The sequence below is a fragment of the Acidovorax sp. Leaf73 genome, assembly GCF_916855635.1.
GTDB classification, from domain to species: Bacteria; Pseudomonadota; Gammaproteobacteria; order Burkholderiales; family Burkholderiaceae_C; genus Acidovorax; species Acidovorax facilis.
Genome location: NZ_CAKASI010000010.1, coordinates 1 through 19,416 on the forward strand (window position 1 = coordinate 1; position 19,416 = coordinate 19,416).

Sequence of the window (19,416 nt, forward strand, 5' to 3'; positions counted from 1 at the left end):
GGGCCTTGAGGATCTTGGCAACGGCCAGGGGCTGCAGCTCGACGTCGGTTTCCACCAGGATGGCGCGGTCTGCACCGATGGCCATGGCAGTGCGCAGGGTTTCCTGGCACTGGGCCACGCCGCAGGAGACTGCGATGACTTCGGTCACCAGGCCTTTTTCTTTCAGGCGCACGGCCTCTTCAACGGCGATTTCGTCAAAGGGGTTCATGCTCATCTTCACGTTGGCGATGTCCACACCCGTGTTGTCCGACTTCACGCGGACCTTCACGTTGTAGTCCACCACGCGCTTGACAGGGACCAAGACCTTCATTGCTGCGGCTCCTAGAGTTGGTTGAATTGACGTTTACGTAAACTGGAACATTCTATGCGGCACTGCAACGAAAGCGCTACGGGCCCAGCACACAGATCACACGATTAGAAAAAAGAACGATCGTGCTTTTTGTGGATTATAGGCGAGTGGGCGCAGTACCTGTCTAGAGTTTGCTGTCGCCTTGGGCAACCTGCAGCTGCCGGACAAGCGGGCAAGGCTACTCAGAACCCGCCAGTGCGCGGCCCACCGCCGCATTCGACACAGCAGGGGGCAGTGCTCCCTCGACCTGCACATGCATGACCCGCTGCGGATAAGGGATTTCGATCTTGTGGGCGCGCAGTGCACTCAGGATGGCGCGGTTGATCTCCGAGCGCAGGCCCAGCGAACCGTTCTCGGGGTCGGCAATCCAGAAGCCCACGGTGAACTCCAGCCCATCGGCACCAAACGCCGACAAGGACACACTGGGCGCCGGATCGCGCAGCACACGGCTGCTGGCAAAGGCGGCCTCGCCCAGCAGCCGCGTCACCAGGTCCACATCGCTGTCATAGCCAACGCTCACCACGGTGGACAACCACACCCGGGGGTCGGCCAGCGACAGGTTTTCCACCCGCTGGATGATCAGCATCTCATTGGGCACGATGGACTCGCGGCCCGTGGACGAGCGCACCACCGTGTAGCGCGCATTGATATCGGTGATGCGCCCCTCAAAGTTGTCCACCCGCACGTTGTCGCCAATGCGCATGCTGCGCTCGGCCAGGATCACAAAACCGCTCACATAGTTGGACGCCAGCTTCTGCAAGCCAAAGCCAATCCCCACCCCCACAGCGCCGCCCAGCACAGACAACGCGGTCAGGTCAATGCCCACTGCCGACAGGGCCATGATGAGCCCGACGAAGATCAGCAGCGCCCGCACGGCATTGCTCACCGCCTTGCGCAGCGACAGCTCGGCCCCGGTGGCCGAGCGCAGCAGGCGCGACTCGATGGCGGCAGATATCCACAGCGCGATCAGCAGCACGGCAGCAGCCGTCAGTGCCCCTTCAATCATGGTGCGCACCGACAGCGTGGCGCCTCCCACCTTCCAGTGGATCTGGTCCAGCTCTTCGAGCACCAGGGGCAACAGCCCTGTGACCCACAGCACCATGCCCAGCCAGGCCAGCCACGAGATGGAACGTTCAATCGGCCGCACCCAGGCGGCATCCGGGTAGGCCACCTGCAGCACCTTCACCCCGATGCGGATGACCACCAGCGACACCAGCACCGGCACGGCGACCTTGAACACGGCCAGCGGAACCCACTGCAGCAGCACGGTGCGCGCCACATAAGCCAGGCTCAGCAACGCCAGCGGAAACAGTGCGCCATCGACAATCCGCGTGCCGAACAGGATGGAGCGCGGGTCGCCCCGGTGCAGCCCACGCTGCAGCAGCGCAACCAGCAACCAGGCCAGGCCCAGGCAGGCGGCCAGGGCGGCAAACTCCACCAGCACCGTGGGTCGAAGAAACGCCTCAGCCCAGCGGCCCACATCTTCCAGCATGGGGGTTTCTATCGTGGCCATGGCTCTCAGCGCTTCCAGGTGGGCTGGCGCTTTTCGGCGAAGGCTCGCGCGCCTTCCTGCGCGGCGTCGTCCATCATGTTGGTGGCCATGGTCTGGCCCGCCAGCTGGTAGGCCGCATCGATGCCCAGCTCCCGCTGCTGGTACACCAGCGCCTTACCCATGGCTACGGCCACGCGGGGCTTTTGCAGGATGGACTCCACCAAGTTTTCGACCTCGGCATCCAGCGCATCGGCGGGCACCACACGGTTCACCAGACCCTGCGCCAGCGCGGTGGGCGCATCGATGAAATCGCCGGTGAGCAACATTTCCATAGCCCGCTTGGCGGGCACATTGCGCACGAGCGGCACGCTGGGCGTCGCGCAGAACAGGCCGTAGTGGATGCCGCTGGTGGCAAAGCTGGCGCTGTCGGCCGCCACCGCCAGGTCGCACTGCGCCACCAGCTGGCAGCCCGCCGCCGTCGCCATGCCCTGCACCCTGGCGATCACGGGTACTGGCAGCTTGTGGATGGTCAGCATCATGCGGCTGCATTGCGCAAACAGCTTCTGGTAGTACGCCAGCTCCGGGTTCGCCGCCATGTCCTTGAGGTTGTGCCCGGCACAGAAGGCCTTGCCTGCTGCGGCCAGCACCACCACCCGCACGGACTCGTCGCGGCCCGCATCGTCCAGCGCCTGTTGCAGCGCAGAGAGCATCTCTGCGCCGAGCGCGTTGAAGCGGGCCGGGTCGTTCAGGGTCAAGGTGACCACGCCGCGGGCGTCGCGGGTGGTTGTCAGCACATCATCGAAGTTCTTTGTCGTCATAGTTTGCTCCTCTCAGCCATCTGCACGCCGACTGAAACTGGCACTGCCCAGGCGGGGGCCGCCGCGCAAGGGCCGCCCCGCCGCGCTGGCGGCGTCCCCCTTCCGCATCGCGCAGCGATGCAAGAGAAGGGGGAAGCGGCGAAGCCGCTCAGGGGGTTGGTCACAAATCCGCGAGGACCCGCAAATGTGCCTCCACACTGCGCGCCAGCGGCCCCATCACATAGCCGCCCTCCAGGCACGACACGATGCGGCCCTTGGCATAGCGGCGCGCCACGTCCTTCACACGCTGGGTGATCCAGGCGTAGTCCTGCTCGGTCAGGCCCAGCTGGCCCATGTCGTCCTCGCGGTGGCCGTCAAAACCCGCACTCACAAAAATCATCTCGGGCTTGAAGGCTTCCAGCCGGGGCATCCACATCATCTCGATGATCTCGCGGATGTCCATGCCCCGCGTGTAGGCGGGCACGGGCACGTTGACCATGTTCGGGGCGGGATCGTGGTCGCCGCTGTAGGGGTAGAACGGGTGCTGGAAGATGCTGACCATCAGCGCCCGGGGGTCATTGGCCAGGATGTCCTCGGTGCCATTGCCGTGGTGCACGTCAAAGTCCACCACCGCCACGCGCTGCAGGTTGTAGCGCTGCAGCGCATATTTGGCCGCCACAGCCACGTTGTTGAAGAAGCAGAAACCCATGGCCTTGTCGCGGCAGGCATGGTGGCCGGGGGGACGCACCGAGCAGAACGCGTTTTCCACCTCGCCCGCCATCACGGCATCGGTGGCGGCCAGGGCCGCCCCCGCAGCGCGCAGCGACGCCTTCCAGGTGTGGGCGTTGATAGAGGTGTCGGTGTCGATCTGCGCGTAGTTGGGGCCGCCCGCCATCAGCTCTTCGTTGAGCCGGTCGGACAGGCCGCGCAACGCCGCAATGTGCATGCGGCCGTGGGCCAGCTCGATGTCGGCCAGCGAGGCCTCGGGGGCGTCGTAGCGCTCCAGCGCGTCGGCCACGCCGGTAATCAGCAAGCGATCCTCAATGGCGTCCAGCCGTTCGGGGCATTCGGGGTGGCCCGGGCCCATCTCGTGCTTCCAACAATCCCGATGGGTGAAATAGCCCGTCTTGCTCACAGTCTTGTCCCCGCGTGTCGCATTTTTCTCAATTTTTCGGATAACGTCATGCCATGAACGCACAGCACAAAATCAAATCACTTCTGGATCAGCTTAACACGGTGATCGTGGGCAAACAGGCCCAGGTCCAGGACTGCGTGGCCTGCCTGCTGGCGGGGGGGCACCTGCTGATCGAAGACGTGCCCGGGGTGGGCAAGACCACCCTGGCCCACGCCTTGTCACGCACCTTCGGCCTGCAGTTCTCGCGCGTGCAGTTCACGGCCGACCTGATGCCCAGCGACCTGACCGGCGTGTCGGTGTACGAACGCGGCAAGGAAGCCTTCGTGTTCCACCCCGGCCCGGTGTTTGCCCAGGTGCTGCTGGCCGACGAAATCAACCGCGCCAGCCCCAAGACGCAAAGCGCGCTGCTCGAAGCCATGGAAGAAAAGCAGGTGTCGGTGGAAGGCGAAACCCGCGCCCTGCCCCACCCGTTCTTCGTGATCGCCACGCAGAACCCGCACGACCAGCTGGGCACCTTCGCGCTGCCCGAGTCGCAGCTCGACCGCTTTTTGATGCGCATCTCCATCGGCTACCCCGACCGCGCCGCGGAACGTGTGCTGCTGGCGGGCGCGGACCGGCGCGACATGGTGGACACCATGCTGCCCCTGCTGTCCGACGAGGAACTGGCCGAGCTGCAGCGCCAGGTGCAGGCCATCCACACGGCCGATCCGCTGCTCAACTATGTGCAGGACCTGATTGCGGCCACCCGCTCGGGCCGGTGGTTTCTGCAAGGGCTCTCGCCCCGCGCGGGCATTGCCCTGGTGCGCGCGGCCAAGGCGCAGGCCCTCATCAGCGGGCGCGACTATGTGGCGCCCGATGATGTGCAGGCGGTGCTGCCCCAGACCATTGCCCACCGCCTTGTGCCCGTGGGCGACGCCGGACGCGGCGCGGTGGAGCAGGTGCGCGCGATGGTCGAAGCGGTTCCGTTGCCCTGACCCATGGAATCCGCCACCCCACCGCCCCTCACACCCCTTGCGCGCTGGCGCAGCCTGGCCGCCACGCTCAACCCATTTGCGCCGCTGCGCCGCCGCTTCCAGCGCTGGTGGCAGGCGCGCCTGCCTCTGAGCGACACGCTGGCGCTCACGCAGCGCAATGTCTACATCCTGCCCACCGGTTCGGGCTGGATGCTGGCGTTGACGCTGATCGTGCTGCTCATCGCGTCCATCAACTACCAGCTCAACCTGGGCTACCTGCTCACCTTTTTGCTGGCGGGCAGTGCGGTGATCGGCATGCACATCTGCCACGCCAACCTGCGCGGCCTGACCCTGCACCTGAAAGCACCCGAGCCGCACTTCATGGGCAGCAGCACCGCGTTTGACATCCAGCTGTCCAGCGAGCGCAAGACCCCGCGCTACGGCATCGCCCTGTCGGTGCACGGCACGGGCAAGGAGGCGCAAAAGGAACCCCATCATTGGGCCTGGACCGACGTGCCAGCGCAAGGGCAGTCCAGCGTGCAAGTCGCTTTCAAGCCCGAGCGCCGGGGCCTGCACCGCGTTCCCACATTGACCGCCGAGACGCGCTTTCCGCTGGGCACCTTCCGCGTCTGGACCTACTGGCGCCCCGCTGCCCAGGTGCTGGTCTACCCCGCACCCGAAACCCCGACACCGCCCCTGCCGTCTGGTGAACCACGCGCGGGCGGAGCGGGCAACACGCCCACACAGGGCATTGGCGAATTCGACGGTGTGCGCGCTTACCGCCGGGGCGATCCGCTCAAGCTCGTGGTCTGGAAGAAGGCCGCCAAGTCGCTGGCCACTGGCACAGACGACCTGGTGAGCCGCGACGCCCAGCAGGCCCAGCGGCACGAGCTGTGGCTGGACCTGGCCCGTGCCTCACTGCCCGACCACGAAGCCCGCATCTCGCGCCTGACCGCCTGGGTGCTGCAAGCCGACCGGCTGGGGCTGGACTATGGCCTGCGCCTGCCGGGTGTGGAGATCGCCCCGTACACGGGGGCGGCCCATCGCAGAAATTGCCTGGAGGCACTGGCATTGTGCTGATTCGTCCCTCAAAATTTAGATCAAACTGGCACCTTGCGCTTGCTAGAAAAGCGCAGAAAGCTACATTTTTGATAGCAAATCAATCACCACCTGTCCGGCGTGCCCCCTTGCCATGAACCTGCGACAGACCCTTGTTTCCCTGCCTCGCGACGCCCGCGACACGCTTTTTCTGCTGTTCGTGATCGTCTGGGTGATCGCGCCGCAGGTGTCCAACCTGCCAGTGTGGACCAGCCTGCTGGCTGGCGGCCTGCTGCTGTGGCGCGGCTGGCTGGCCTGGACGGGCCGCCCCCTGCCCGGCCGCTGGACAGTGGCCGCCCTGCTCCTGGTAGCGGTGGCAGGCACACTGTTCACGCACCGCACCATCCTCGGGCGGGATGCGGGTGTCACCTTGATCGTCATGCTGCTCGCCCTCAAGATGCTGGAGCTGCGCGCACGCCGCGATGCCATGGTGGTGTTCTTCCTGGGCTTCTTCACGATGCTCAGCAATTTCTTCTTCTCGCAATCTCTGCTGACTGCCGCCGCCATGCTGGTGGCGCTGCTGGGGCTGCTCATGGCACTGGTCAATGCCCACATGCCGGTAGGGCGCCCGCCGCTGGCGCAGACCTTTCGCATGGCGGGCACCATGGCCCTGCTGGGCGCGCCCATCATGGTGGCGCTGTTCATGCTGTTCCCACGCATGTCACCGCTGTGGGGCATGCCCGGCGAAAACCTCTCCGGGCGTAGCGGCCTGTCGGGCACGATGAAGATCGGGGACATGGCCGAGATCGCACTGGATGAGCGGGTGGCCATCCGCCTGCGCTTTGAGGGGGCGCCCACCGATGTGCCTGCGCAATCCACGCTGTACTTTCGTGGGCCCGTCATGACCGCGTTCGATGGCCGGGAATGGCAGGCCGAGCCCTTCCGCGAAGACAGCGCCTGGGCCGCACGTGCAGCCCTGCCCGCCAATCTGCAGGTCAGCGGCCCGGCGGTGCGCTATGAAGTAACGCTCGAACCCCAGCGCCAGCCCTGGCTGATGGTTCTGGAGGCTACCCCCGAGGCGCCCCAGCTGCCCAACAACATGCAGGCCTACATGACGCAGGATCTGCAGTGGATGACCGCACGTCCCATCACCGAGGTGATGCGCTACCAGGCCGTGAGCTACCCCGAGTTCCGCCACGGCCCCCAGCAGTCGGTGCGGCAGTTGCGCGTGTACACCGAGCTGCCGCCCGGCTTCAATCCGCGCACCCTGGAGCTGGCGGCACAGATGCGGGCAGACCCTGCACTGGCCAACGCCCGCACGGAAGTTCTGGTCAATGCCGTCCTGCAACGCCTGCGCACAGGGGGCTACAACTACTCCCTCGATCCAGGCGTCTATGGCCAGCACACCGCCGACGAGTTCTGGTTTGACCGCAAGGAAGGCTTTTGCGAACACATTGCCTCGGCCTTCGTGGTGCTGATGCGCGCCATGGATGTGCCCGCGCGCATCGTCACGGGCTACCAGGGCGGCGAGCGCAACCCCGTCGATGGCTACTGGACGGTGCGCAATGCCGATGCCCATGCCTGGTCCGAAGTCTGGATGGAGGGGCGTGGCTGGGTGCGTGTAGATCCCACAGGCGCCGTCTCGCCGAACCGCGTGGGCCAGTTCCAGCGTTTGCGCGCGCCCCAGGGTGCGTTCGCCAACGCCTTGGGCACCCTCAGCCCGGGCATGGTGCAGAACCTGCGGGCCGTGTGGGAAGCCGTCAACAACGGCTGGAACCAGTGGGTGCTCAACTACACCCAGAGCCGCCAGATGGACCTGCTCAAGGCGCTGGGGTTTGAATCTCCCAGCTGGCAGGACCTCACCACCGTGCTGGGCAGCCTGGTCATCGCGGCTGCACTGGGCGGCATGGGCTGGAGCCTTTGGGAACGTGCCCAGCACGACCCCTGGCTGCGGCTGCTGGCCCGCACGCGCCAGCGCCTGGCGCGCGCCGGCCTGACGCTGCCCGAAACCCTGCCCCCTCGCGCCATGGCCGAACGGGTGCGCGCGCACTTCGGCCCGCAGGCTGCCGGGGTCGCAGACTGGCTGCTGCGGCTGGAACGCCTGCGCTACGCGCCCCACCCCGACACCGAACTGGGAGCCCTGCGGCGCGAGTTTCGCGCACTGCCCTGGCCAAACCGATGAATCCCCCCTGAGCGGCTTTGCCGCTTCCCCCCAAGGGGACGATGCCCTTGCTGCGGGGCGGCCCTTGCTTGGCATCCCTGGCCTGGGTCGCGTCGGTTTCGGGGCGCAGGGACAAAACAAAGTAACGAACAACCCAAATGAAGAAGACAGCTCCATGGATCACAACAGCTATATTTTTGATAGCTTCTTGCGAAATACCAGTAAGCGCTAGCCCGCAAAAATCCTCCAAAACCAGCATCACAAAGCAAAAGCCAGCCGTGCTCTACGCATCGCGCCCCGAGGCGCTGCAGTTTGCCGATGACCTGGCTGCGCGCCGCGACCTGGACCGCGAATGGGTGCGCCTGGCCATCGGGCAGGCGCATTTTTTGCCGCAGGTGCCCCGGCTCATGCTGCCGCCACCCAAGGGCACGGCCAAGAACTGGCGCGTGTACCGCAGCCGCTTCATCGACCCCATCCGCATCCGCGCCGGCCAGCGGTTCTGGCAGGAGAACCAGGCCATGCTGGAGCGGGCCGAGCGCGAGTACGGCGTGCCCGCCGAGATCATCGTGGGGATCATCGGCGTGGAGACCATCTACGGCCAGCAGATGGGCACGTTCCGCGTGATGGACGCGCTGGCCACGCTGGCGTTTGATTTCCCATCAGCCCATCCTCGCGCCAAGGAGCGCACCGAATTTTTCCGCCGCGAGCTGGAGCAGTTCCTGAGCCTCACCAACCGCAGCAACACCGACCCGTTCGAGCCGCGCGGCAGCTACGCTGGTGCCATGGGCCTGGGACAGTTCATGCCGTCGAGCTGGGTGCGTTACGCCGTGGACTATGACGGCGATGGCCGCGTGGACCTGTTCAACAGCCCGGCCGACGCCATCGGCTCGGTAGCCAACTACTTCCGGGGCCACGGCTGGACGCCGGGCATGCCCACGCACTTTGGCGTGCAGTTCGACACGGCACGGCTGCAGATGGATGACCTGCTGGCGCCCGACATCCTGCCCACCTTCAGCGTGGCCAGCATGCAAGCCAAGGGCGCTGTGCTCGACGCGGCTGGCGTACAACACAACGGCCCGCTCGCGCTGGTGGAGCTGCAAAACGGCGCAGAGGCGCCGAGCTATGTGGCGGGCACCGAAAATTTCTACGCCATCACCCGCTACAACTGGTCGAGCTACTACGCGATGGCGGTGATCGAGCTGGGCCGCGAAGTGGCGGCGGCGCGCGCGCGCTGACCCGCGCAGGCGCACCGGGGCGTCTTTTTGGGGGGAGGCGCGGCAGCGCACCGCAGGCCCGGCATGAGGACGGCCGGACGGCCGATGCGGGGTTTGGCGGCGCCTGCAAGCGCGCTTGCGCAAGTCAGTCCACAATGCCCGGCTTGGACCGCTGGCCCGGCAGCCCTGCAGCAGCGGCACACCTCTTTGCCCACCCCCACCCCACCCCTTTTCTTCATGCCTGTATCACCTTCTCCAACGCCCGCTGTGGACGCCATCGTCCGGGTGCGCGGCGTGAGTAAAACCTACGCGGGCGGCTTTCAGGCGCTCAAGAACATCGACCTGGACATCCGGCGCGGCGAAATATTTGCCCTGCTCGGGCCCAACGGCGCGGGCAAGACCACGCTCATCAGCGTGATCTGCGGCATGAGCAATGCCACGGCTGGCTCCATCACCGCAGACGGCCACGACACCGTGCGCGACTACCGCGCCGCCCGCGCGGCCATTGGCCTGGTGCCGCAAGAGCTGCACACCGATTCGTTTGAAACCGTGTGGGCCACAGTCAACTTCAGCCGGGGCCTGTTTGGCAAGGCGCCCAACCCGGCGTTCATCGAGAAGATCCTCAAGGACCTGTCGCTGTGGGACAAGAAGGACAGCAAGATCCTCGCGCTGTCGGGTGGCATGAAGCGCCGCGTGCTGATCGCCAAGGCGCTGTCGCACGAGCCCAAAATCCTGTTCCTGGACGAACCCAGTGCTGGCGTCGACGTGGAGCTGCGCCATGACATGTGGCGCCTGGTGCGCGAGTTGCGCGACGCGGGAACCACCATCATCCTCACCACCCACTACATCGAAGAAGCCGAAGACATGGCCGACCGCATCGGTGTGATCCGCAAGGGTGAGCTGATTGTGGTGGAAGACAAGGACGTGCTGATGCGCAAGCTGGGCAAGAAGCAGCTCACGCTCACCCTGCAGCAGCCGATGGACCAAGTGCCCGACGCGCTGGCACGCTGGCCGCTCGTGCTGAGCCAGGGCGGCACCGCGCTGACCTACACCTTCGACACGCAGCAGGAGGACACGGGCATTGCCGCACTGTTGCGCGCACTGGCCGAGCACGGCATTGACTTCAAGGATCTGCACTCCAGCGAAAGCTCGCTCGAAGACATCTTTGTGAGCCTGGTGCACCAGGACACCCCTCAGCAGAAAGCACCCCAAGCATGAACGGCCTGAACTGGCATGGCGTCAGCGCCATCTACCGCTTTGAGATGAACCGTGCGTTTCGCACCTGGATGCAGAGCCTGATCGCGCCGGTGCTCACCACCGCTCTCTACTTCATCGTGTTCGGCTCTGCCATCGGCTCGCGCATGGGCGACATCGGCGGCGTAAGTTACGGCGCCTACATCATCCCCGGGCTGCTCATGCTGTCGCTATTGAGCGAGAGCATTTCCAACTCGGCCTTCGGCATCTACATGCCCAAGTGGTCCGGCACCATCTACGAGTTGCTCAGCGCACCTGTGAACTGGGTGGAGGTGCTGCTGGGCTACGTGGGCGCAGCGGCCAGCAAGTCGCTGCTGGTGTCGGTGCTCATCCTCACCACGGCCCGGGTGTTTGTGCCCTACGAAGTGGCGCACCCGGTGTGGATGGTGGGCTTCCTCGTACTCACCGCCGTCACGTTCTGCCTGTTCGGTTTCATCATCGGCCTGTGGGCCGACAGCTTTCAAAAGCTGCAGGTCATCCCGCTGCTGGTCATCACGCCGCTGACCTTTCTGGGCGGGGCGTTCTACAGCATCAACATGCTGCCACCGTTCTGGCAGACCGTTTCGCTGTTCAACCCGGTGGTCTATCTCATCAGCGGACTGCGCTGGGCGTTTTATGGCCAGGCCGATGTCCACATTGGCGTGAGCACGGGCATGACGCTGGTGTTCATGGCCGCGTGCCTCGTCGTGGTGTGGTGGGTGTTCAAGACGGGGCGCCGCATCCGGCGTTGAGCCCGCCGCCCCAAAAACATTCACGCTGAGCCCTTCGGCGGGCTCAGCGTGAACGGTTCAGGACGTGGGCTCAATACCGCTGCATGCTGCAGCTGTGCGGCTGCTGCGCCTTGGCAGCAGGAATCTGCCGCACCACGCGAAAGCCGTAGCCAGAGCCTTCCACATCAAACTTCACGCCCGGCGCGCCTTTTTTGTCCATCACGCCCACCACCAGCGCCTGCTGGAACTGGTGGTCCGCCGCGCGCATGCTGCCGCCCTGGCCCGAGAGCCGCACATCGGCCTTCTCCATCTGGCGCGCCACGGCCACGGCGTCGGTGCTGCCCGCACGCTCGAGGGATTGGGCCAGCGCCTCCACCATGAGCTGCATGCGCATGTGCACGTAGTCGTCCTGCGGCTTGGGAAAACGCTCGCGGAAAGACTGGTAGAACGCCTCGCTCTGGGCACCTGGCACATTGGGCAGCCAGTCGGCCACCGCCACCACCTTGCCAATGCCTGCATCGCCCATGGCAGCGGGCGCACCCAGCGCGTTGCCATAGAAGGTGTAGAAGCTGCCCTCGTAGCCCACTTCCCGCGCGGCCTTCACGAGCAGCGTCAGGTCATTGCCCCAGTTGCCTGTGACCACCGCCTGCGCGCCGCTGGTTTTGATCTTCACGGCGTAGGGTGCAAAGTCCTTCACGCGGCCCACCGGGTGCAGCTCGTCGCCCACCACCGCCACATCGGGGCGTTGTGCGGCCAGCTGCTTCTTGGCCTCGCGCAGCACGGCCTGGCCAAAGCTGTAGTCCTGGCCGATGAGGTACACACTTTTGAGGGACTTGTCTTCGCGCATCACATCCATCAGCGCGGCCATGCGCATGTCGGCGTGGGCGTCAAAGCGAAAGTGCCAGAAGCTGCACTTCTCGTTGGTGAGGATGGGGTCCACCGCCGAGTAATTCAGAAAAATCACGCGCTTGTTCGGCTCGCGCTCGTTGTGCTTGTTGATCGCCTCGATCAGCACCGCCGCCGTAGCCGATGAATTGCCCTGCAGGATGACCTGCGCGCCATCGTCGATGGCCGCACGCAGGGCCGACAGCGCCTCTTCGTTCTGGCCCTTGCTGTCGTAGCGCTCCAGCGCCAGCGGGCGGGGGCCACCCGCAGCGGCTGGCAACTGCACGCCACCCCGCGCGTTCACACGTTCCATGGCCCAGTAGATGTTGCGGTAAACCGCTTCGCCCGTGTTGGCAAATGCGCCCGACAGGCTTTCGATGAGCGCCACCTTCACTGGCTTGGCCTGCGCCACGGCAGTGGCTGGCGCTGCAGCCTGGGCATGGCTGGCGGACACCGGCAGCAGCACGCAGCACAGCGTGGCTGCTGCGGCCAAAACGGATTGACGTAATGCCGCTGCGCCTGTTTTCAAGCCCACGGAGTGCAATTTATTCATGCCATTTTTCCCTTGAAATGCGGTGTGGCCGCACACACCTCTTTGGCATGCGGCGACCACGTCGAGAGCCGCGCAGTGTATAGGAGTACCCCATGATCTTCGCCCCCGTGATCCGCCGCGCCGCCTACGCCCAAGCACCCCGTTCCGCCGACCAGGCACTGCAGCGTTTTCTGATGGGCACGCTGGCCGACCCCGCTGCCGCACGTTCTGCAGCAGGCTGCACTGTCACGCAGGACGACAAAGCCACCACCTTGCAGCTGGATGTGCCCGGCCTGGCCCGCGAGCAGTTGCAGATCAGCATTGAAGGCAACGTGGTGCGCCTGCAAAGTGTGGAAGGAGCCCCCCGCAAGGTGCAGCGCGCCTGGGAGCTGGCCGCCGACATCGACGCCGCCAACAGTAGCGCCAAACTGGAAAACGGCGTACTGACGCTGACTCTGGCCAAGGTGGAGCCTGCCAGCAAGGCCACCACGCTGAGGATCCACTAACTATTGAATTAATAGCTAAAAACGCCCGTACCATAAGCGGTACGGGCGTTTTTCATTCAAATTCTCTTTCCAGACCGGATGCATTACTCATGCCGTAGCGCATCGATGGGGTCCATGCGGGCAGCGCGCCGTGCCGGGAAGTAGCCAAACACCACGCCAATGCCCGCAGAGAAAAGGAACGACAGCAGATTCACGCCGGGGTTGAACAGGTAGGGCACCCCCATCAGCCCCGACAGCGCGAGCGACGCGCCCGTGGCCAGCACAATGCCGATGAGCCCGCCCAGCGCAGCCAGCACCACGGCCTCGATCAGGAACTGCAGCAGCACCTCGCGCTCCAGCGCACCGATGGCCAGGCGCAGGCCGATCTCGCGCGTGCGCTCGGTCACGCTCACCAGCATGATGTTCATGATGCCGATGCCGCCCACCAGCAGACTCACTGCGGCCACGGCGCCCAGCAGCGTGGTCAGCACCTTGGTGGTGCCCGAGAGCGTGTCGGCCAGCTGCTTGGTGTCGAGCACATTGAAGTTGTCTTCGTCCGAGTCCGACAGCTTGCGCAGCTCGCGCAACAGTTGCGTCAGGCTGGCCTTGACCCGCTCGGGGTCGCTGCCATCCTTCATCGAGACCAACAGCGTATTCACCCGCGTATTGCCCGTCACGCGGCGCTGCAGCGTGCGCAGCGGCACCAGCACAGTGTCGTCCTGGTCGTTGCCAAACGCGCCCTGCCCTTTGGACGCGAGCACACCCACCACCTCGCACGAAAACGCCTTCACGCGCAACTGGCCGCCCACGGCATCGGCCGTGCCAAACAGCTCGCGCCGCACGGTTTCGCCGATCAGGCACACGGCGGCGCCCGCGCGCAATTCGGCGTCGGTAAAGACGCGGCCAGTGCGCACCGTCCAATTGCCGGTCTCCAGCCAGGCGTTGGTGCTGCCGATCACGCTGGTCGTCCAGTTGCGCCCGCCCACCACCGCCGTGGCGGCGGCACGCGCCTCGGGCGCCACGGCCAGGATGCCGCCGATCTGCTGCGCGATCATGTCGGCATCGGTGTCCTTGAAGGCCGGGGCGCCGGTGCCACCGCCGGGCCCCATGCGCTGGCCGGGGCGTACCTGCAGCAGGTTGGTGCCCAGGCCCGAGATCTGGTTCTGGATGGCCAGCGTGGCGCCATTGCCCAGCGTGACCATGGTGATCACCGCGCTCACGCCGATCACGATGCCCAGGATGGTGAGGAAAGAGCGCATCAGGTTGCGCCGGATGGAACGCAACGCCAGCAGCAGGGTGTTGAGCAGCATCAGTGGCCTCCTGAATCCGCAGTGACCACGTTCGATACGTTCGATACAGCATCAGAGTCCAGGCCCTTGGGGTGCGGGTTGGGTGCGTCGCTGTCCACCACGCCATCCACAAACCGCACGATGCGCCGCGCGTACTGCGCCATGTCGGGCTCGTGTGTGACCATCAGCACGGTGATGCCGTGGTCCACGTTCAGGCGCCAGAGCAGTTCCATGATCTCGAAGCTGCGCTGGGTATCGAGGTTGCCGGTGGGCTCGTCGGCAAGCAGCACATCGGGCTCGGTGACGATGGCGCGCGCAATGGCCACGCGCTGCTGCTGCCCGCCCGACAGCTCGGCGGGCGTGTGGTGTTCCCAGCCCTTGAGGCCCACCGCCTCCAACGCGCGCGCGGCCGCCGCATGGCGCGCCGCGGCGGACTCGCCCCGGTACAGCAGGGGCAGCTCCACGTTCTCTTGCGCCGAGGTGCGCGCCAGCAGGTTGAAGCCCTGGAACACAAAGCCAAAGTAGCGCCGCCGCAGCCGTGCCCGCTCGTCGCGCGAGAGCGACTCCACATGCACGCCCTTGAACAGGTATTCGCCCGTGGTGGGCCGGTCCAGGCAGCCCAGCGTGTTCATGGCCGTGGACTTGCCCGAGCCGCTGGGGCCCATGATGGCCACAAAGTCGCCCTGCGCAATGTCGAGATGAACGCCCTTGAGCGCCTGAAAGGCCAGCGCCCCTTCGCCATAGACCTTGGTCACGCCACGCAGGCGGATGATGGGGGTGTCGCCCGCCACGCTCATGGCTTGGCCCCGGCCGCGCGCTGGTCGGTGATCACGGCCATGCCGGGCGTGAGGCCCTCGCCCGTGACCTCGGTATGGCGGCCATCGCTGATGCCCACCTGCACATCGATGGGCTTGGCGGCACCGTCCTGCAGCACCCACACCTGCCGCGTCTTGCCCGCGCCATCGCCCGCCTCGCCCCCCGCACCCGGCTTGCGTGGGCCCGAGCCAGACCGTGGCATGCGCGGCATGAGCTGCGACATGATGCCGCCACCACTGCCGCTGCCCGACGCGCCGGGCTTGGCACCACCCGCTCCGGGCTTCGCATCGGCCCCTGCGGCCTGCGCAGGCGTGAAGCGCAGCGCCGTGTTGGGCACCAGCAGCACGTCCTTGCGTTCAGTGGAAGTGATGGTGGCCGCCGCCGTCATGCCAGGGCGCAGGCTCATGTCGCTGTTGTTCACCTCCAGCCAGGTGATGTAGGTGACCACGTTGTCCGTCTTGGTGGAGCCAAACGAAACGCGCGTGACCTGGGCCGGGTAGCGGCGCGAGGGATAGGCACTGACCGTGAAGCTCGCGTCCTGACCCACCTTGACCGATCCCACGTCGGCCTCGTCCACGCTCACATCCAGCCGCAGCCGCGTGAGGTCCTCGGCCACGGTGAACAGCGTCACCGCTTGCAGCGAAGCGGCCACCGCGTTACCAGGCTCCACCGTGCGGGTCAGCACCACGCCGTCGATGGGCGAGCGGATGGAGGCCTTGGACAGATTGGTCTCGTCGGTGGACAGCGCAGCGCGCGCGTCTTCCACCGTGGCGCGGGCGCTGGTTTCATCGGCGCGGGCGCGGTCCAGCGTGGCGCGGCCTGCGTCCAGCTCGGAGGCCGAGGGCACCTTGCCGCCGGACAGGCGGGCCACTTCTTCGAGCCGGCCAAAGTTGGCAATGGCCTCCTTGGTGGTGGCAACGGCCTGGGCCAGGCGGGCCTGCGCCGACGCCAGCGAGGCGCGCGAGCGCAGCACCTGCGACTCGAGCTTGGCGGTGTCCAGCTCCACCAGCAGCTGCCCTTTCTTGACCTTGTCGTTCACATCCACCAGCACCTTGCGCACGGTGCCTGACAACTCGCTGCCAATGGTGACCGAGCGCGTGGGCTGCAGCGTGCCATTGGCCGACACGGTGAGTGTGAGATTGCCCCGGCGCAGCTCTTCGGTGACATAGGTGGGCGCGGTGCTGGCGGCCTGGCGCGATTGCCAGGCGTAGACACCGCCCGCCACGATGGCCAGCGCTGCCACGCCCAGCCACAGCGACGTGCGCTGCCACCAACGGTGCGGGCGGTCCGCGCCCAGAAGTGCTTCGAGGCTGGACGGGGGAGAGGAAGGTTTATCAGTCATAAGATCAAATCAGTTACTCATAGCGCATGAAACTGGCGCGGCCAAAGCGCAGGCAGCCGAGCAAGGGCCGCCCCGCAGCGAGGGCTGCGTCCCCCAGCCCGCATTGCGCAGCAATGCGAGAGCGGGGGGAAGGCGCGCAGCGACTCAGGGGGCTTCATGTCTTCCAGCCGCCGCCCAACGCCTTGTAGAGACGCACATGGTCTGCCGCGACCGCAGCCGTGGTGGTGGCCACGCTCTCTTGGGTGGACAGCAGCGTGCGCTGCGTCTCCAGTACCGCCTGAAAGTCAATCAATCCGCTGCTATAGCGCTGCTGCGCCAGCAGCGCTGCGTTGCGGGCGGCGTCTGCGGCGGCCGCCAGTCGCTCCAGCTTTTCCCTATCGCCACGCAAGGCCACCAGCGCGTTCTCCACATCCTGCAGGGCCGTGAGCACGGTGGCTTCGTAGGCCACACGGGCCTGCTCCAGCGCGGCAGACTGCACACGCACCTGCGCGCGGGCCGCGCCACCATCCAGCAGCGGGATGGACACGCTGCCCAGCAAGGCGCTGGTTACCGCACTGCCCCCCGACAACGCGCCCAGCGTGAGGGCACGCAGGCCCAGCGAGCCACCGAGGGAGAAGCTGGGGTAGCGCGCCGCATCGGCCTGCGACACGCGCGCCAGGGCGGCAGCAATACGCTGCTCGGCCGCACGCACATCGGGGCGTTGGCGCAAGGTCTCGGCCGGGATTGCCAGGGCGAGCTCCGCGGTCGGTTGCGGCACGGGGGCACTGGCGGCCAGGGTAGCGTCGAGCGCGCCGGGCACCTGGCCTGTCAGCACGGCCAGGCTGTAGCGCGACTGCGCCAGGCTGGCTTCCAGGCTGGGAATCTGCGCGGCGGTCTGCTCGGCCGCTGCACGGGCCTGCTCGGTGACGAGCGAGGTGGTGAGCCCGGCCTGCAGGCGCCACTGGGTGATCTGCAAGGTCTCCTGCTGGCTGGCCAGGTTGCTGCGCGCAATGGCCAGGCGCTGCTGCAGCCCGCGCAGCTCGATGTAGTTGACGGCCACCTCGGCAGCCAGCGATACCTGAACGTCCGCCAGGCTGGCCTCTGCCGCGCGGGCGTCAGCCTCGCTGGCGCTCACGCCGCTGCGCAGGCGGCCAAACACATCGGGCTCCCAGCTCGCATCAAAACCGGCCTGGAAGGTGTTGCCCGTGCTGTTGCTGGCCCGGCTTCGCTGCGCCGAGCCCGAGGCCCCCACGCTCGGCGCCAGGCCGGCCGATTGCACATCCACCTGGGCGCGCGCCTGCTGCAATGACGCCTGGGCGGTGCGCACGCTGGTGTTGGCCCGCAGGGCTTGTTCTACCAGCGTGGTGAGCGAAGGGTCGTCAAAACGCTGCCACCATTGGGCCAAAGAAGTGGCACCCTGATCGGGAGTTGTATTGCCACCCGCGCCCGCAGCCCACGCCGCTGGCACGGCGACGGCGGGCAACTGGCTATCCTTGGGCTCCAGGCTTGCGCAGCCCGAGATCACCAATACGAGCAGCGTGGCGAGCGCTATCTGTACAAGCGGTGCGCTGCACCTGGGGTGGGCGCGCAGGACGTCGGCAGTGACGCGATGGGAAGGACTCATGGAAAGGCATCGCTCGAGGGAAAACCCGATTGTGAGGAGCCATTCAGGTCAAAACGTACCGAAAGGGTCAACCCCAGGTAAAGAATTGATGCAACGCAAAGGCGTCACCATCCACCGGCGTGGCCCTATCAAAAAACTTGGCTATCGGTTCGCCAGCGGACAGACGGCCGACGCCCGCCTCGCGAGTGTCCCGAGTTGGAAGTTCGTTGATGAAATAAAGATGCCGAAATCGTCGTCAGGCAAGGCGCAAACCGCAGCGATAGCCGTAGCTATCGCGAGGATTTGCAACGCTGCATGGCGGCGATTCTCGGCGTCTTTATAAAACGAATCTCCAGCTCGGGACACCTGGCCCTCAGTGCGCGTGCGCCAAGCCCAGAGACAGCCCCGCTCGCACCCTGTATTCGCTGGGGCTGCACCCCACATGTGAGCGGAACGCGCGGCTGAAATGCGCGCTGTTGCTGAAGCCCCAGGACAGCGCAATGTCAGTGACCGAGCGCTGTGCATGCGCCGGGTGGCGCAGGTCGCGCAGGCAGGCCTCCAGGCGGCGGCGCTGGATCATGGCGGCCAGGGTTTCCTCGTCATCAGCCACCGCGTTGTACAGGTGCCGTTTGCTGCAGTTGAGCGCCTGGGCCATGCGGTCGATGGTGAGGTCGGGGTCGCCCAGGTGGCGGTCGATGTACTGGCTGATGCGGTCACGCAGGGCCTCGCGCTGCGACAGCAGGCTTTGCTGCCCGTTGCGCTCCAGCAGCGACAGCTGCACCAGGTGCGTGATCACATCGGCCACGCCATCGGCGGCGGCGTCGGACATGGTGGGCAGCTCGGCAAACGCGGCGCGCATGGTGTCCCATGCCAGCCGCGACACGCCGCTGGTGCCCGAGAACCGCTGCACCATCAGGTCATCGAGCTTGAGCTTGCGCTCGGGCAGCTGTTCCTTGGGGATCATCAGCACCATCTGGCGCACGGCCTCGGGGTTGCTCACGGCGTAGGCGCGTGTGGTGTCGTAAACGCTCCACTCCCCCGGCGACAACCATACCTGGCGACCGTTCTGCTCAAAGCACGCGCGCCCTTCGAGCTGGGCGACCACCTTGATGTAGGCCCGGTCGCTGCCCCGGATGAGGCTGGGGGTGCGCACCACGCGGTGGCGGCTCACGTCCAGTTGGCACAGGTTCACATAGCCCGCCTGGCCCGAGGTGATGTGGCCTGCAAAGGCATCGTCACCAAACGCGTCGGACTCCAGCCCGCCAATCAGGCGCCACACCGCATCGCCCCACAGGTGCAGGCGGTCGCGCGCAGGCACGGCGTCGGTGGATACCTCGGTCAGGGGGTGGGCCATGGTGTCTCCAGTGCGGGTTGCGCAAGCC

At 66.2% G+C, this 19,416-nt stretch carries 16 protein-coding genes and 1 pseudogene; 7 read left to right on the forward strand and 10 right to left on the reverse strand.

Going from position 1 to position 19,416, the window contains the following annotated elements; genetic code table 11:
- The 4 genes and pseudogenes from LPA35_RS25505 to LPA35_RS25520 form a co-directional block, all read right to left on the reverse strand.
- Positions 1-310: pseudogene (locus LPA35_RS25505) on the reverse strand (electron transfer flavoprotein subunit beta/FixA family protein); the annotation flags it as partial.
- A gap of 217 nt (positions 311-527) precedes the next feature.
- On the reverse strand, positions 528-1,862 hold the full coding sequence (locus tag LPA35_RS25510) for a mechanosensitive ion channel family protein (RefSeq protein ID WP_228900088.1): 1,335 nt from the start codon (positions 1,860-1,862) through the stop codon (positions 528-530).
- A gap of 5 nt (positions 1,863-1,867) precedes the next feature.
- Positions 1,868-2,659, reverse strand: a complete 792-nt coding sequence (locus LPA35_RS25515) for an enoyl-CoA hydratase (protein ID WP_228900091.1) — start codon at positions 2,657-2,659, stop codon at positions 1,868-1,870.
- Between the two features lie 160 nt (positions 2,660-2,819).
- Positions 2,820-3,773 (reverse strand): histone deacetylase family protein, encoded by a 954-nt coding sequence (locus tag LPA35_RS25520; protein ID WP_176888873.1) that lies wholly within the window; start codon positions 3,771-3,773, stop codon positions 2,820-2,822.
- A gap of 53 nt (positions 3,774-3,826) precedes the next feature.
- On the opposite strand from LPA35_RS25520, the gene LPA35_RS25525 reads away from it, so the two are divergent.
- The 6 genes from LPA35_RS25525 to LPA35_RS25550 all read left to right on the forward strand — a co-directional run bounded on the left by LPA35_RS25525 (position 3,827) and on the right by LPA35_RS25550 (position 11,124).
- A complete protein-coding gene (locus tag LPA35_RS25525; RefSeq protein ID WP_010460095.1) occupies positions 3,827-4,747 on the forward strand; it encodes a MoxR family ATPase in 921 nt (306 codons plus the stop codon).
- Between the two features lie 3 nt (positions 4,748-4,750).
- The gene (locus tag LPA35_RS25530) at positions 4,751-5,806 is read left to right on the forward strand and encodes a DUF58 domain-containing protein (protein WP_228900093.1); all 1,056 of its coding nucleotides are present in this window, start codon (positions 4,751-4,753) and stop codon (positions 5,804-5,806) included.
- A 112-nt stretch (positions 5,807-5,918) separates the two neighbouring features.
- Positions 5,919-7,946 (forward strand): DUF3488 and transglutaminase-like domain-containing protein, encoded by a 2,028-nt coding sequence (locus LPA35_RS25535; RefSeq protein WP_228900095.1) that lies wholly within the window; start codon positions 5,919-5,921, stop codon positions 7,944-7,946.
- A gap of 137 nt (positions 7,947-8,083) precedes the next feature.
- A complete protein-coding gene (gene mltB, locus LPA35_RS25540) occupies positions 8,084-9,160 on the forward strand; it encodes a lytic murein transglycosylase B (RefSeq protein ID WP_228900097.1) in 1,077 nt (358 codons plus the stop codon).
- A 216-nt stretch (positions 9,161-9,376) separates the two neighbouring features.
- On the forward strand, positions 9,377-10,357 hold the full coding sequence (locus tag LPA35_RS25545; RefSeq protein ID WP_228900101.1) for an ABC transporter ATP-binding protein: 981 nt from the start codon (positions 9,377-9,379) through the stop codon (positions 10,355-10,357).
- Entirely contained in the window at positions 10,354-11,124 is a 771-nt protein-coding gene (locus LPA35_RS25550) for an ABC transporter permease (protein ID WP_369801391.1), read from the forward strand. The genes LPA35_RS25545 and LPA35_RS25550 overlap by 4 nt, the downstream gene beginning before the upstream one ends.
- A gap of 70 nt (positions 11,125-11,194) precedes the next feature.
- On the opposite strand, the gene LPA35_RS25555 is transcribed toward LPA35_RS25550, so the two are convergent.
- On the reverse strand, positions 11,195-12,541 hold the full coding sequence (locus LPA35_RS25555; protein WP_228900103.1) for a branched-chain amino acid ABC transporter substrate-binding protein: 1,347 nt from the start codon (positions 12,539-12,541) through the stop codon (positions 11,195-11,197).
- A gap of 92 nt (positions 12,542-12,633) precedes the next feature.
- Between LPA35_RS25555 and LPA35_RS25560 the strand changes: the two genes are divergently transcribed.
- Positions 12,634-13,026 (forward strand): Hsp20/alpha crystallin family protein, encoded by a 393-nt coding sequence (locus tag LPA35_RS25560; RefSeq protein ID WP_228900106.1) that lies wholly within the window; start codon positions 12,634-12,636, stop codon positions 13,024-13,026.
- 83 nt (positions 13,027-13,109) lie between these two features.
- On the opposite strand, the gene LPA35_RS25565 is transcribed toward LPA35_RS25560, so the two are convergent.
- From LPA35_RS25565 to LPA35_RS25585, 5 genes are all read right to left on the reverse strand, one after another.
- Positions 13,110-14,315, reverse strand: a complete 1,206-nt coding sequence (locus LPA35_RS25565) for an ABC transporter permease (protein WP_015015131.1) — start codon at positions 14,313-14,315, stop codon at positions 13,110-13,112.
- Positions 14,315-15,091, reverse strand: a complete 777-nt coding sequence (locus LPA35_RS25570) for an ABC transporter ATP-binding protein (protein ID WP_228900108.1) — start codon at positions 15,089-15,091, stop codon at positions 14,315-14,317. The genes LPA35_RS25565 and LPA35_RS25570 overlap by 1 nt, the downstream gene beginning before the upstream one ends.
- Positions 15,088-16,452, reverse strand: a complete 1,365-nt coding sequence (locus LPA35_RS25575; RefSeq protein ID WP_228900110.1) for an efflux RND transporter periplasmic adaptor subunit — start codon at positions 16,450-16,452, stop codon at positions 15,088-15,090. The genes LPA35_RS25570 and LPA35_RS25575 overlap by 4 nt, the downstream gene beginning before the upstream one ends.
- A 154-nt stretch (positions 16,453-16,606) precedes the next feature.
- On the reverse strand, positions 16,607-18,055 hold the full coding sequence (locus tag LPA35_RS25580) for an efflux transporter outer membrane subunit (RefSeq protein ID WP_255670125.1): 1,449 nt from the start codon (positions 18,053-18,055) through the stop codon (positions 16,607-16,609).
- Between the two features lie 352 nt (positions 18,056-18,407).
- Entirely contained in the window at positions 18,408-19,388 is a 981-nt protein-coding gene (locus LPA35_RS25585) for a helix-turn-helix domain-containing protein (protein WP_228900112.1), read from the reverse strand.
- Positions 19,389-19,416: the final 28 nt, after the last annotated feature.

Excerpts from the sequence above, each read along its gene's own strand:
- LPA35_RS25510 (WP_228900088.1), bottom strand. The coding sequence starts at position 1,862 with ATGGCCACGATAGAAACCCCCATGCTGGAAGATGTGGGCCGCTGGGCT.
- LPA35_RS25515 (WP_228900091.1), bottom strand. The coding sequence starts at position 2,659 with ATGACGACAAAGAACTTCGATGATGTGCTGACAACCACCCGCGACGCC.
- LPA35_RS25525 (WP_010460095.1), top strand. The coding sequence starts at position 3,827 with ATGAACGCACAGCACAAAATCAAATCACTTCTGGATCAGCTTAACACG.
- LPA35_RS25530 (WP_228900093.1), top strand. The coding sequence starts at position 4,751 with ATGGAATCCGCCACCCCACCGCCCCTCACACCCCTTGCGCGCTGGCGC.
- LPA35_RS25535 (WP_228900095.1), top strand. The coding sequence starts at position 5,919 with ATGAACCTGCGACAGACCCTTGTTTCCCTGCCTCGCGACGCCCGCGAC.
- mltB (WP_228900097.1), top strand. The coding sequence starts at position 8,084 with ATGAAGAAGACAGCTCCATGGATCACAACAGCTATATTTTTGATAGCT.
- LPA35_RS25545 (WP_228900101.1), top strand. The coding sequence starts at position 9,377 with ATGCCTGTATCACCTTCTCCAACGCCCGCTGTGGACGCCATCGTCCGG.
- LPA35_RS25550 (WP_369801391.1), top strand. The coding sequence starts at position 10,354 with ATGAACGGCCTGAACTGGCATGGCGTCAGCGCCATCTACCGCTTTGAG.
- LPA35_RS25555 (WP_228900103.1), bottom strand. The coding sequence starts at position 12,541 with ATGAATAAATTGCACTCCGTGGGCTTGAAAACAGGCGCAGCGGCATTA.
- LPA35_RS25560 (WP_228900106.1), top strand. The coding sequence starts at position 12,634 with ATGATCTTCGCCCCCGTGATCCGCCGCGCCGCCTACGCCCAAGCACCC.
- LPA35_RS25565 (WP_015015131.1), bottom strand. The coding sequence starts at position 14,315 with ATGCTGCTCAACACCCTGCTGCTGGCGTTGCGTTCCATCCGGCGCAAC.
- LPA35_RS25570 (WP_228900108.1), bottom strand. The coding sequence starts at position 15,091 with ATGAGCGTGGCGGGCGACACCCCCATCATCCGCCTGCGTGGCGTGACC.
- LPA35_RS25575 (WP_228900110.1), bottom strand. The coding sequence starts at position 16,452 with ATGACTGATAAACCTTCCTCTCCCCCGTCCAGCCTCGAAGCACTTCTG.
- LPA35_RS25580 (WP_255670125.1), bottom strand. The coding sequence starts at position 18,055 with ATGAGTCCTTCCCATCGCGTCACTGCCGACGTCCTGCGCGCCCACCCC.
- LPA35_RS25585 (WP_228900112.1), bottom strand. The coding sequence starts at position 19,388 with ATGGCCCACCCCCTGACCGAGGTATCCACCGACGCCGTGCCTGCGCGC.